9 protein-coding genes are annotated in these 13,243 nt (G+C 57.2%); 8 read left to right on the top strand and 1 reads right to left on the bottom strand.

Features of this window, described 5'->3' with window-relative positions; all coding sequences use genetic code 11:
- Nucleotides 1-131 precede the first annotated feature (131 nt).
- The 3 genes from ACAM29_RS06970 to ACAM29_RS06960 all read left to right on the top strand — a co-directional run bounded on the left by ACAM29_RS06970 (nucleotide 132) and on the right by ACAM29_RS06960 (nucleotide 4,086).
- Nucleotides 132-1,601 (top strand): alanine/glycine:cation symporter family protein, encoded by a 1,470-nt coding sequence (locus ACAM29_RS06970; RefSeq protein ID WP_369623659.1) that lies wholly within the window; start codon nucleotides 132-134, stop codon nucleotides 1,599-1,601.
- A 77-nt stretch (nucleotides 1,602-1,678) separates the two neighbouring features.
- Nucleotides 1,679-3,085, top strand: a complete 1,407-nt coding sequence (locus ACAM29_RS06965) for an aspartate ammonia-lyase (RefSeq protein ID WP_369623658.1) — start codon at nucleotides 1,679-1,681, stop codon at nucleotides 3,083-3,085.
- Nucleotides 3,079-4,086, top strand: coding sequence for an asparaginase domain-containing protein (locus ACAM29_RS06960; RefSeq protein ID WP_369623657.1), 1,008 nt, complete (start codon nucleotides 3,079-3,081; stop codon nucleotides 4,084-4,086). Before ACAM29_RS06965 ends, ACAM29_RS06960 begins: the two co-directional genes overlap by 7 nt.
- 8 nt (nucleotides 4,087-4,094) lie before the next feature.
- On the opposite strand, the gene ACAM29_RS06955 is transcribed toward ACAM29_RS06960, so the two are convergent.
- Nucleotides 4,095-4,958, bottom strand: coding sequence for a prephenate dehydratase (locus ACAM29_RS06955; protein ID WP_369625125.1), 864 nt, complete (start codon nucleotides 4,956-4,958; stop codon nucleotides 4,095-4,097).
- A gap of 113 nt (nucleotides 4,959-5,071) precedes the next feature.
- On the opposite strand from ACAM29_RS06955, the gene ACAM29_RS06950 reads away from it, so the two are divergent.
- From ACAM29_RS06950 to lhgO, 5 genes are all read left to right on the top strand, one after another.
- Entirely contained in the window at nucleotides 5,072-7,144 is a 2,073-nt protein-coding gene (locus ACAM29_RS06950; protein WP_369623656.1) for an ATP-binding protein, read from the top strand.
- On the top strand, nucleotides 7,144-8,511 hold the full coding sequence (locus ACAM29_RS06945; protein WP_091826939.1) for a sigma-54 dependent transcriptional regulator: 1,368 nt from the start codon (nucleotides 7,144-7,146) through the stop codon (nucleotides 8,509-8,511). Before ACAM29_RS06950 ends, ACAM29_RS06945 begins: the two co-directional genes overlap by 1 nt.
- Before the next feature lie 184 nt (nucleotides 8,512-8,695).
- Nucleotides 8,696-9,724 carry a TAXI family TRAP transporter solute-binding subunit gene (locus ACAM29_RS06940; protein ID WP_369623655.1) on the top strand — a complete coding sequence of 343 codons (1,029 nt, stop codon included), beginning with the start codon at nucleotides 8,696-8,698 and terminating at the stop codon, nucleotides 9,722-9,724.
- Nucleotides 9,725-9,816: 92 nt separating this feature from the next.
- Nucleotides 9,817-11,973: a TRAP transporter permease gene (locus tag ACAM29_RS06935; protein WP_369623654.1), complete on the top strand. Its 2,157-nt coding sequence runs from the start codon at nucleotides 9,817-9,819 to the stop codon at nucleotides 11,971-11,973.
- Nucleotides 11,966-13,165, top strand: coding sequence for an L-2-hydroxyglutarate oxidase (gene lhgO / locus ACAM29_RS06930; RefSeq protein WP_369623653.1), 1,200 nt, complete (start codon nucleotides 11,966-11,968; stop codon nucleotides 13,163-13,165). Before ACAM29_RS06935 ends, lhgO begins: the two co-directional genes overlap by 8 nt.
- Nucleotides 13,166-13,243 lie beyond the last annotated feature (78 nt).

Below are 13,243 nucleotides of genomic sequence, written 5' to 3'. Positions count from 1 at the left end.
GCTGGCACTTTTTGGTGTTGTATGTGCGCCAAAATACGCCATTCTGTAGTCAGAGTGACAAATTTTATCAGTGCTGAATCATTGATTAAATGACCCACCGTCCTAAAACAAGAATAGAGTGGAGTGCAGTGATGTTGGAATTTCTCAACGAGCTTCTCTGGGGCAAGGTGCTGATCGGCCTGCTGATCCTTATCGGTGTTGGCTTTACAGTCGTTTCGCGCTTTGTCCAGTTTCGCTATTTCGGTCGCATGTTCCGAATTCTGAGCGCCAGTCAGGCGTTCAAGCATGATAAACATGGCCATCTGAGTTCGTTTCAGGCGCTACTGCTGTCGGTGGCCGGGCGCGTGGGTGGTGGCAATATTGCAGGCGTTGCCGTGGCGATTACACTGGGTGGCCCAGGTGCCATTTTCTGGATGTGGTTGGTTGGTCTGATGGGCATGGCCACCAGCTTTCTTGAATGTACGCTGGCGCAAACCTACAAGCAGGCCGAGCCGGATGGCACATATCGTGGTGGCCCGGCGCACTATATCTCCCGTGGGCTGGGCAAAAAGTGGAACTGGCTGGCTGCGATTTACTCCGTACTGCTGCTGGTGACCTTTGGTTTCTGCTTCACAGCGCTGCAATCCTATGCCGTTGCAACCTCGGTAGGGGACGCCTTTGGTGTGCCGGTGTTCTATACCGGGATCGCCATGGCGATGCTGGTGGGCATGATCATCTTCGGTGGCGTCAAGCGTATCGCCAAAGTCGCCGAAGTACTGGTACCGATCATGGCCGGTGGCTACCTGCTGGTGGCGTTTGTCGTGCTGGGCCTCAATTTTGACCGTATCCCTGATGTATTCATGTTGATCGTTAAAAGTGCGTTCGGCCTTGAACCTGCAGTCGGTGGCGGCATTGGTGCGGCGATCATGATGGGGGTCAAGCGTGGCCTGTTTTCAAACGAGGCCGGGCTTGGCAGCGCACCCAACGTGGCAGCCGTGGCCTATGTGCCCCACCCGGCCAATCAGGGCATTGTGCAGTCTTTTTCAGTCTTTATCGACACGCTGATTATCTGTTCGGCAACCGCATTTATCATTCTGCTCAGCGGAGTGTATGAGCCGGGCAGCGGTGTCGCGGTTGAAGGTGTTGCGCTGACACAGTCGGCACTGGCGGATCATGTCGGTGACTGGGGGCGTGCCTTTGTCAGCATCGCACTGGTGCTGTTTGGCTTCAGTACCATGCTCTACAACTACTATCTGGGTGAAAACAGTCTCAATTTCTTCAGCACTGAAAACCAGAATCTGTTCAATGGATTCCGGGTTCTGATCATTGGGCTCGTGTGCTGGGGCGCCACCACCGATCTGGGTACCGTATTCGGTTTTGCCGATGTCACCATGGGCCTGCTGGCGCTGGCTAACCTGATTGCACTGCTGTTTCTGGTCAAGCCTGGTCTGCGTATTTTACGTGATTTCGATCGCCAGATCGGCGAGGGGATCGAGCAGCCGGTTTTTGATGTCAGCCAGTTCCGTGACATGAATGTGGACCCGGTCGCCTGGGAAATTGAGCCGGAAGATCTGGAGCGGATCAGGGCGCGTGAAACCGCTTCCGGCAATACTGTCAGGTAACAGCTTCTCCAATTGCTCCCGGGTTCACGACGAGCTCGGGGGTCTTTTTAATCTGTTTGCAAGGGTCTATGCATTCGATGAACATGCGCGTTGAACATGATCTTTTGGGTGATCTGGCGGTACCGGCTGGAGCCTGGTACGGCATTCAAACCCAGCGTGCTCTTGATAACTTTTCCATTACCGGTGTGCCCATCAGCCATTTTCCGGCGCTGGTACGTGCGCTGGTGCAGGTCAAGTCGGCTGCCGCCTGGGCCAACCGTGAGTTGGGTGTGCTGCCGGCAGAAAAGGCGGATGCCATCATCGCCGCCTGTGACGAGATTGATGCCGGTCATCTTCATGATCAGTTCGTTGTCGACCTGATTCAGGGCGGCGCCGGCACGTCCACCAACATGAACGCCAACGAGGTGATCGCTAACTTGGCGCTGGAGAAATTGGGGCATGGGCGTGGGGAGTACCGGTATCTGCATCCCAATGATGATGTTAACCGCTCCCAGTCCACCAATGATGCCTATCCGACAGCGGTCTGCCTGGCGATTCAGTTTGCGTCTGAACCGCTTGAACAGGCAATCCGTAGCTTGATCGAGGCGCTGGAAGAGAAGGGGCGCGAGTTTTCCCATATCGTCAAAATGGGACGTACTCAGCTGCAGGATGCCGTGCCGATGACGTTGGGGCAGGAGTTCGAGGCTTTTGCCGTCAATCTGGATGAGGATATCGACCGCTTGCATGAGGTGGCGCGGCTGTTGTGCGAGGTCAATCTCGGCGGTACGGCTATCGGGACCGGTATCAATGCACCGCCGGGGTATCAGGCGCTGGCAGTGGGACGGTTGGCGCAGATCTCCGGCAAACCGGTGGTATCGGCCACGAATCTGGTGGAAGCCAGCTCAGACATGGGCGCTTTTGTCATGTTTTCCGGCATTCTCAAGCGCTTCGCCATCAAGCTGGGCAAGATGTGCAACGATCTGCGTCTGCTGTCCAGTGGCCCACGCACCGGGCTGGGTGAAATTCTGCTGCCGCCGATGCAGCCGGGGTCTTCCATTATGCCGGGCAAGGTCAACCCGGTGATCCCGGAGGCGGTCAACCAGACGGCGTATCAGGTAATTGCCGCGGACCTGGCGGTGACACTGGCGGCAGAAGCCGGGCAGTTGCAGCTCAACGCGATGGAACCACTCATCGTGTACAACTTGCTGAACTCCATCAAGATGCTGACCTCTGCCTGTACCATGCTGGAAAATCGCTGTATTCGCGGCATTCGTGCCAATGAAGAGCAGTGTGCCCGACATCTGAACAACAGTATCGGAATTGTCACGGCGCTGGTGCCGTATATCGGCTACAGCAATGCAACACGGATCGCTTCTACAGCGCTGAATTCAGGCTCTACCGTGCGTGAACTGGTGCTGGCCGAAGGGCTGCTGCCTGAGGCGAAACTGGATGCCATTCTGAGCCCGCATGCCATGTTGGCACCGGTTGCGGTAGCGCCATGGTGAGCAAAATTCTGGTGATCTATACCGGTGGCACCATCGGTATGGTGGCCTCGGCCAAGGGGTATGTGCCGGAGCCGGGTTTTGACGTCCGGCTGAAGGCGGTGCTGGGGGATCGTACAGTGCCGGCGTTTGATCTGCTGGAGTTTGACCGATTGATCGACAGTGCCAGTGTGGTGCCGGCCGACTGGGCACAGATCGCCAGATCCCTGCAGGAAAAGTGGCATGACTACACGGGTTTTGTGGTATTGCATGGGACCGATACCATGGCCTACACCGCGTCTGCATTGTCATTCATGTTGTCACAGCTGGACAAGCCGGTGATTCTGACCGGTTCCCAGATTCCTCTCAGCCAAGTGCGAAATGATGCGCTGGATAATCTGGTCACGGCGCTGCTGTTGGCGTCGCGTACGGATCTTGCTGAGGTGTGCATCTGTTTCAATGGTCGTTTGCTGCGCGGCAATCGCAGCCGCAAGGTGAAAAGCAGCGGCCTGGATGCGTTTGATTCGCCCAATGCCGCCTGGCTGGGTAAGGCCGGGATTGACATTGAGCTGAGTGCAGAGCGACTGCCGCCACAACCCGTGCGCTTTGAAATACCCGCGTATGATCCTGATGCAGTGGTCATGTTGATGACATATCCGGGCATGCCGGTGCGGCTGCTGCAACAAGCGCTGGCGCCTGAAGCGGTAAAGGGAATGGTATTGCTCACCTATGGCGTTGGTAACCCGCCGGAAACCGAGACCGGTCTGTTGGAGGTGCTGTCTCATGCAGGAGGGTGCGGGCAGGTGGTGGTGAATGTGACCCAGTGCCAGCAGGGAGCGGTCAGTCAGGGGGCTTATGCAACGGGTGCCCTGTTGAATCAGGTCGGTGTGGTGTCGGGGCTTGATCTGACCCCGGAAGCGGCCTTCACCAAGCTGCATCATCTGATTGCGCTTGGGCTTTCACCGGATGCAATCCGCAAGGCACTGGGCTGTGCCCTGCGGGGAGAGTGTACGCCGGAACGTTGAGTGCCGGACTACAGCTCCAGACTCAGGTGGCTGAAGCGGAAAGGGTGGGCTGCATAAGTGCCGATCACGCGTACCTCTTCTGCGAAGAAGTTCAGTTCCTGCAGCGCGAACTTCATCGCCTGTTCATGCGGGTGACCTTCAATATCCAGGTGAAAGCTGGACACGGTCATGGTTTCAGAGGCCATGTAGCTTTCCAGCTTGACCATGTTCACTCCGTTGGTGGCAAAGCCGCCCAGTGCCTTGTACAGCGCAGCCGGGATGTTGCGCACACGGAACATGAGGGACGTGATGTAACGCACATCCTTCTCCAGCGGCGGCATCATCTGGTCGCGTGACAGAATCATGAAGCGGGTAGTGTTGCCGGTCTTGTCCTGAAAGTTTTCTCGCAGTACTTCCAGCCCGTACAGCTCGGCCGCCAGACTGGAGGCGATGGCGCCATGACCCGGGGTACGCTTTTGTGACAACTCATCGGCAGAGCCTGCGGTATCCAGCGCGGCAACCGGCTCAATTCCGAGGCTGCGGATGTTTTCGGCACACTGTGCCAGTGCCTGAGGATGCGACGAGACCGTTTTCAGGTCTTCGATGCGGGTGCCCGGCAGCGCCAGCAGGCAGTGGTTGACCGGCTCAAAGTGCTCGCCAATCACATGCAGGCGCGTTTTCGGCATCAGGCGGTAGATCTCTTCAACCCGGCCGGCGGTGGAGTTCTCCAGCGGAATCATCGCCAGTCGCGCTTCGCCGCGCTCGACCATAAACATCGCTTCAACAAAGCTTTCGCAGGCGCGGGGCGTCAGCTCCGGGTGCACGTGGCGGCAGGCAAGATGGGAATAGGCCCCTTCGTGGCCCTGATAGGCGATAATGGTGTTGGCGGTCATGGTATCCATACAGACTGAATAGAATGGGGCCGCTATTATGGCACAGGCGTTGATCGGCTGAAAAAAATATCTGCCTTTGCTAAGGTTCCGCGCCTGCCCAAGAGAGACTGCCAATGCCCGAACGTGCCACGTCTTCAAAATATCGCCTGTCGCTTGGCCTCAAAATTCTGCTGTATAGCCTGCTGTTTCTGTTGCTGGCCTGGTGGGGTGGTCGGGTTGCCTATGATCGGGCCATGCAGCAGTTGCATGTGGAAGGTTCCGATCGGTTGCTGAACAGCATCGGCCAGCTGCGCCGCAGTCTTGGTCAGTACAACTATTTGCCCTTTCTGGTTGCACAGAATCTGCAGGTCAGAGACTTTCTGCGCCAGCCGGATGAACATAACCGTACTCTGGTGAACCGGGTACTGGAGCAGTTCAACCTGGTGGCCGGCTCTACGGCTCTGTTTGTGCTTGACCCTACAGGCGAGGCGCTGGCATACAGCAACTGGCGTGATGAAAGTTCACAACAGTTGCGCTCTCAGTGGCAGCAGCACTATTTCCAGCAAGCGCTGGCGGGAGAGCAAGGGCAGGAACTGCAGTATCAAGAAGATCTGGAAACCGCGACTTTTTTCATGTCAGCGCCGATCTATGATGGCGGGCTGGTGGGGGTAGCCGTGATTCGGCTGGATGTACCCCGGCTGAGTGAACAGCTGACGACGGACCACCCGTTGCTGGTGGTGTCACCCACGGGAGAGCTGGTATTCAAGTCTGATCTGGGGTGGCCGCTGGGGCAGCTGGAGCCCCGGCTGTTGAGTGATGGTACCCGTCTGCAGCTTGTGCCGCATAAAGACTCCATGGCAATCATACATCGAGTTGAGCTGGATGATCTGGGCTGGCAGGTGAGTACGCTGACCGATATCCGTCCGGCCAGGCAGCGTGAGCAGTTGGTGGTGGCCTCGGTACTTTCCGGCGGGGTGGCGCTGGGTCTGTTGCTGCTGTACCTGCGTGAGTCACGCCAGAAACGTCGGCTCCAACTGGAGAGACTGCAGGAGCGGGCACGCAGTGAAGAACAGCAGCGTGACATCATCAATACCGCGCAGGTTGGTTTGATACACATTACGCCTTCGGGCCAGGTTGAGCTGGTCAACCCGATGGCGATGCAGTTGTTTGGCGTTTCGGCGGAACAGATTCGGCACCAGCCGGTGCTGAATCTGCTGCGGGCCGGCTTTTCGGCTCGGCCGCTGCAGCAGGCGCTGGGTGCATTGGGCAGCGAACGCTTTCAGCCGCTGACCGGGCTGGAAGTGGTCGGCCAGCGTGCGGATGGCAGTGAATTTCCCATGCTGATCTCGATTCGGCAGATGGATCGACACCCTGAGCTGGGCTATCTGGTCACTCTGATCGATATCAGCCGTCGCAAGCGGTTGGAGCAGGCGCTTCGAGAAGCCAACGAGTCGCTGGAACAAAAGGTGGTTGCACGCACCCAGGCATTGCAGGAAGCTCAGGCGGAGCTGGTGCAGGCTGGAAAGCTGGCGGCGCTGGGGCGGATGTCGGCTTCTGTCGTACATGAGCTCAATCAGCCGATGACCGCCATGCGTACCTATCTCGCCATTGCTGAAAAGCAGCTGGATAATCCTGATGCACTGGTGCGTAACCTGCGCCAGCAACAGCAGCTGCTCGACCGCATGGCGTTGATTACCGGGCAGCTGAAAACCTTTGCCTATCGCAAACCGGAGCGTATCGATCCGGTGTCGCTGCAGCAGGTGATGGAACAGGTGCTGCAGCTGTTTCGTGGTCGCTTCGAGGAGCTGGATCTGCAACTGCATTTTGATCCGCCGCCGCCTGACATGAAAATTGCCGGTGATGCCGCACGCTATGAGCAAGTGATGATTAATCTGATCAAGAACAGCTGCGACGCCATGTCGACACGACCCGGTGAGCACCACCTCTGGATCAGTGTGCAGGCCATAGAGAACGGACAGATGCTGCTGGATGTGCGAGACAACGGCCCCGGCATTGAGCCCGAGCATCGCACTCAACTGTTTGAGCCCTTCTTCACCACCAAGGAGGTGGGCCAGGGACTGGGGTTGGGCTTGGCAATCGTACACAGTATTTTGCGTGACCTCGGTGGCAGTATCGAACCTGTTGATCAGGCTGAAGGTGCCTGTTTCCGGCTGAGCATGCCGCTTTACCAACCAAGGAGCGAATAATGATTGATCAGGGCCGCGTACTGCTGGTGGATGATGAGGCGATGGTGCGTGAAGCAACTGCCCAGTGGCTGGAGCTGTCCGGTTTCAGTGTGGAGTGTTTCAGCCGTGCCGAGCAGGCGCTGGAGCGGATAGATCCGTTCTGCCCCGGCATTCTGTTGACCGATGTGCGCATGCCCGGCATGGATGGCCTTGAGTTGATGACCGAAGCGCTCAAGCGTGCACCGGATCTGCCGGTGATTCTGCTCACGGCACATGGCGATGTGGATATGGCTACGGCGGCCATGCGCGAAGGTGCCTACGACTTTATCGAAAAACCCTTTGTACCCGAGCGCCTGGTGGAGCGGATTCGCCGAGCCTGTGAAAAGCGACGGCTGATGCTGGAAAACCTGCGCCTGCAGCAGAGTCTGGCCAGTCGTTCGGTGCTGGAAGCGCGTCTGATCGGCATTTCACCGGCCATTCAGCGCCTGCGGCGAGAGCTGCTGGCGTTGGCCGAGCTGGATACCAATGTGATCATCTACGGTGAGACCGGTACAGGCAAGGAGCTGGTGGCGCAGTGTCTGCACGAGTACAGCATTCGAGGCAAGAAGCAGTTCGTGCCAATCAACTGTGGGGCCATTCCCGAAAACCTGATTGAAAGTGAGTTGTTTGGGCATGAGGCCGGTGCGTTTACCCATGCGGCCAAGCGCCGTATCGGCAAGTTTGAGTATGCCAGTGGCGGTACCCTGTTTCTGGACGAGATCGAGAGCATGCCGCTGCACCTGCAGATCAAGTTGCTGCGGGCGCTGCAGGAGCATGTGATCGAACGGCTGGGTTCCAATACATTGATTCCGGTCGATCTGCGTGTGGTGGCTGCTGCGAAGGTGGACCTGCGTGGCGACCCCAATTTCCGTGAAGACCTGTTCTATCGTCTCAGTGTCTCCGAGCTGCATATTCCGCCGCTGCGTGAGAGGATCGAGGATGTGCCGTTGCTGTTTGCTCATTATGCCGGCCGCGGCGCTGATGAGCATGACCGTGAAGCGCGCCAGCTTAGTGATCATGATCTGGATGCGCTTCAGTCCTACGCCTGGCCTGGTAATGTGCGTGAGCTGAAGAACATCGCCATCCGCTACGCCGTGGACCCGCGTGCCAGCGTGGCCGAACTGCTTTCACGGCAAACGCCGCTGATCAGTGCACCGCTGGCCGGGCGGCAGACCCTGTCGTTGGCTGTTCGAGTGGCTGAATACGAGTCGCAACTTATTCGTGAAGCGTTGGAGCGGCACCAGGGCAATATCAAGGCGGTCATGGATGAGCTGGACCTGCCACGCCGGACGCTGAACCAGAAAATGCAGCGTTATGGCCTGAATCGCAGTGATTTTACAGCGCAATAAGCGATTTTTTGCCTATGCTCAGAGGGCTTAATAGGCGAAATTTAGCTCATCAGGTCAGTGTTGCATGCTGAATATATATGTAAAACAAAGGGTTGTAAGGATCGAGTGAGTTGGCCCAGTTCCTGCTTTGTTATTCAGGTCACTAACAACAACGACTGATGACATAACGATAAGGGATACCAAGATGAATCAGAGCAAACGCACCCTGATCAAGACAATGGGTCTTACGCTGGCCATGGCAACCGTTGGCGGCGCTGCCGGTCTGGCACAGGCTGAAGAAAAACGTTCCTACATCATGGCAACTGCATCCACCGGTGGCACCTTCTACCCGGTTGGCGTTGCCATTGCCACGTTGGCTAAGGTGAAGCTTGAGCCTACCATCGGCATGTCCGTTTCTGCCATCAACTCCGCCGGCTCCGGTGAAAACATCAAGCTGATGCGTGAAGACCAGGTTCAGTTCTCGATCCTGCAGGGGCTTTACGGTGCCTGGGCCTGGAACGGTGAGGGTGAGTTGAAAGAGTCCGGCAAGCAGGAGTACCTGCGCTCTGTCACCATGCTGTGGCAGAACGTGGAGCAGTTCGTGGTTCGCACACCCTATGCGAAAACCGGCACCATCATGGACTTGAAGGGCTTTGAGGGCGAGAAGTTCTCCATCGGGCCGAAAAACTCAGGCACTGAAGGCTCCGGCCGTACCATTCTGGGCAATTTGGGTATCGACCCGGACAGCTTCAGCCTGGCGTACATGGGTTATGGCCCGTCGGCTGATGCGATGCAGAACGGCACTATTGATGGCATGAACATTCCGTCGGGCGTTCCGACCTCAGCCATCACCCGAGCCTATGCCGCCATGGGTGGTGATATCACCACGCTGGATTTTACCGACGAGCAGATGAAGCTGGCCAACGGTCGCTATGACCTCTGGACCCGTTATGTCATTCCGGCCAACACCTATCCGGGCCAGACCAAAGAGATCAGCACCATTGCCCAGCCCAACTTCCTGGCGGTGAATGCGGACGTGTCTGAAGAAGACGTTTATCAGCTGACCAAAACCATCTATGAAAACCTGACCTTCCTCAACGGTATTCATGCCGCTACCAAGGCGATGGCACTGGAAAAAGCGATCGCTGGCATGCCGGTACCGCTGCACCCGGGTGCTGTGCGTTACTACCGTGAAGCGGGCCTCGCAATCCCGGATCACCTGATCGCCGAGTAAGCCAGGCTTGCTCACCAGTCTGTCGATTGCACCCCCGTCAGAGGGCGGGGTGTGCAGTTGTGGTGAATACCGAATAACAGAGGACCGAGTCGATGACCTCAACGCAGCTGAATGATCAGCAGACCGCCGAGCGCCTCAAAAGCCTTGAGCTGACCAAGCGTGACGCAAACTCCCTCAGTGGGCGCTTCATTTACTGGGGCGGGGCACTGTTTGCGCTGGCCCACATCTATTTCAACACCTTGGGAACGCTGTCAGAGCTGTGGGTGGCGGCGATCCACTTTGCCGGTTTTGCATTGATCTGTGCATTGATGGTGCCGATGAGCCACAAGGCTGGCGACTCGAAGCTGATGCTGGGATTGGACCTGCTGATCGGTCTGGCGGCGGTGGGGACAACTGCTTATCTGATGCTGTTTGAAGATGCGCTCTATGCGCGTGGTGTCAACTTTATCACCACGGATTGGATCGTATCGATTATCGCCATTGCGATTGCACTGGAGTTGACACGCCGGACGACCGGCTGGTTCATTCCCTGTCTGATTTTGTTTGCCCTGACCTATGTGTTTTGGTGGGGGCAGTATGTACCGGGCATGTTCAACTTTCCGGGCCTGAACCTGGAAACCGTGCTGTACCGGAGTTTCTTCTCGTCCGAGGGGATGTTTGGTTCCATCGCCATGATCTCCTGGACCTATGTGTTCATGTTTATTCTGTTCGGTGCCTTTTTGGTGAAATCCGGTGCCGGTGACTTCATCATCGACCTGTCACGCGCCGTGGCCGGCAAGATGGTAGGTGGCCCTGGTCTGGTGGCCGTGTTTGGCTCGGGCCTGATGGGCTCGGTGTCCGGTTCATCCGTTGCCAATACGGTATCCACCGGTGTCATCACCATTCCGTTGATGCAGAAGGCCGGTTTTCCGCCGCGTTTTGCCGCCGGTGTTGAGGCAGCGGCCTCTACCGGTGGTCAGTTGATGCCACCGGTGATGGGGGCAGGTGCGTTCATCATGGCGTCTTACACCCAGATCCCCTATGTCACCATCATTGGGATAGCGGCATTGCCGGCGTTGCTGTATTTCCTGTCGGTCGGCTTCTACGTGCGTGTCGAGGCCAAGCGCAGCCATGCCCATGCGATTGAGATGGATGCACGCCCGGTGGGTGAGGTGTTCAAGGAAGGCTGGCACTGTCTGTTGCCGCTGGTGGTACTGGTTACCCTGCTGGTAAAAGGTTTTACACCTACCTATGCAGCCGGTATTTCCATTCTGTCCGTGGTAGTGGCGTCCTGGCTGTCGCCGCGCAAGATGGGACCGCGAGCGATTGTCGATGCGCTGGCACAGGGCTCAAAAAACATGGCCACCACCGCCATGCTGCTGATTGCGGTCGGACTGGTGGTGAATGTGGTCTCCATGACCGGTATCGGCAATACCTTCTCATTGATGGTGACCGACTGGGCCGGTGGCAGCCTGCTCATCACGCTGGTGCTGGTGGCGTTGGCATCGCTGGTATTGGGGATGGGCCTTCCGGTCACGGCCGCTTACATCGTGCTGGCGACCCTGTCGGCGCCGGCACTGTATGGCCTGATGGCCGAGCGGGAACTGTTGCAGCTGATGGTCAGTGGCAATTTGCCGGAAGCGGCGCGTACCATTTTCATGCTGGTGGACCCTGCCAGTCTTTCCGCATTGGCCGCGCCCATGAGCGAGGTGCAGGCGATGGGCCTGCTGGAACAGGTGCCGGCAGACTTCAAGGGGCAACTGCTGGAGCAGGCGATGGCACCCGAAAGGCTGGCCATGATCCTGCTGGCGGCTCATATGATCATTTTCTGGCTGTCGCAGGACTCCAATGTGACCCCTCCGGTCTGTCTGACAGCCTTTGCGGCGGCGGCAATTGCCCGTACACCGCCCATGGCGACCGGCTTCACCGCCTGGAAAATCTCCAAAGGGCTGTATGTGGTACCTCTGTTGTTTGCCTATACCCCGTTTATTGGCGGCAGCTGGGTTGAAGTACTGACCATTTTTGCCTTTGGTATTCTCGGCATGTATGCCTTTGTCGGATTCATGGAAGGCTATCTGGAAGGGCGGCTTAATCTACTGTTGCGTTTGTTCAGCGGTGTCTGCGCTATCGGTCTACTCTGGCCTCATGGCCAGCTGGCCTATGACTTGGTGGCTGCCGTGGCGTTTGTAGGCTTGTTTCTGTTCAGTCGTCGCTATGGGGAAAAACCGGCCACCGGTGCTGCTACAGAGGCGAGTGCGAACCATGCATGACTTTATTCTGATTGGTGGCGGAATTCTCGGGCTGGCAACCGCACTGGAGTTGCAACAGCGCTTTCCAGGCAAACGGGTACTGGTGCTGGAGAAAGAGTCTGGCCCGGCGCAGCACCAGACTGGCCACAACTCCGGCGTGATTCACGCCGGGGTGTACTATAAGCCCGGCAGCCTCAAGGCTCGCTTTTGCAAGGCAGGTAATGTCGCTACCAAGGCATTTTGCCGTGAACACGGCATCCCGTTCGATGAGTGTGGCAAGTTGCTGGTAGCGACCAATGCGCAGGAACTGGAGCGGATGAAGGCATTGATCGGCCGCTGTGCCGAAAATCAGCTTCCGATAGAAGTGCTCGATGCCGACCAGCTTAAGTCGCGCGAACCCAACATTACCGGAGTGGGGGCCATATTCGTGCCTTCTACCGGGATTGTCAGTTATAGCCGTATCTGCGAAAAGATGGTGGAGCTGGTAGAGAAAGCCGGTGGAGAGGTACGTTTCAACACCGAAGTGAAACGGATCGAAGAGCGCGAAGCCGATCTGCAGGTTGAAACTGAAACCGAACTGCTCAGTGCTGGCCACCTGATCGCGTGCGCGGGGCTCTGGTCGGATCGTATTGTAAAAATGCTGGGACAAACGCCCGATTTTCGTATCGTACCGTTTCGGGGCGAGTACTTTCTGTTGCCACCGGAGCATGACCGCATTGTGAACCATCTCATCTATCCCATTCCTGATCCCGAGTTGCCGTTTTTGGGTGTACATTTGACCCGTATGATCGATGGTACGGTCACCGTTGGGCCTAATGCGGTGCTTGCCTTTAAGCGCGAGGGTTATCGCAAACGGGATATCAGCCTGTCTGAATTGGCGGGTATGCTGAGCTGGCCCGGGCTGTTGAAAATGCTGGCTCGCAACCTGGGGCCCGGACTTAACGAAATGAAAAACAGCCTGTGCCGCAGCGGTTACCTGCAACTGGTGCGCAAGTACTGTCCACAGTTGAAACTGACGGATCTCAAGCCCTATCCTGCAGGGGTGCGGGCGCAGGCTGTGGCACGGGATGGCTCCCTGGTAGATGATTTTCTGTTTGTGAAAACCGATCGCGCACTGGTGGTGTGCAATGCACCTTCCCCAGCAGCAACCTCTGCCATTCCCATTGCGGCACATATCGTTGATCAGTTAAGCGCTAAATTGAATGAGTTGTGAAGCCTGCAGAGTCTTTGCAGAAGGGACTGGCGTCCGCGGCTGATTGCGGATAATCTCGGTGTCACAGCCATGCGCACA

It is taken from the genome of Marinobacterium sp. BA1 (genome assembly GCF_041155135.1).
Taxonomy (GTDB): domain Bacteria; phylum Pseudomonadota; class Gammaproteobacteria; order Pseudomonadales; family Balneatricaceae; genus Marinobacterium; species Marinobacterium iners.
This window is presented reverse-complemented; position numbering and strand designations above follow the sequence as displayed.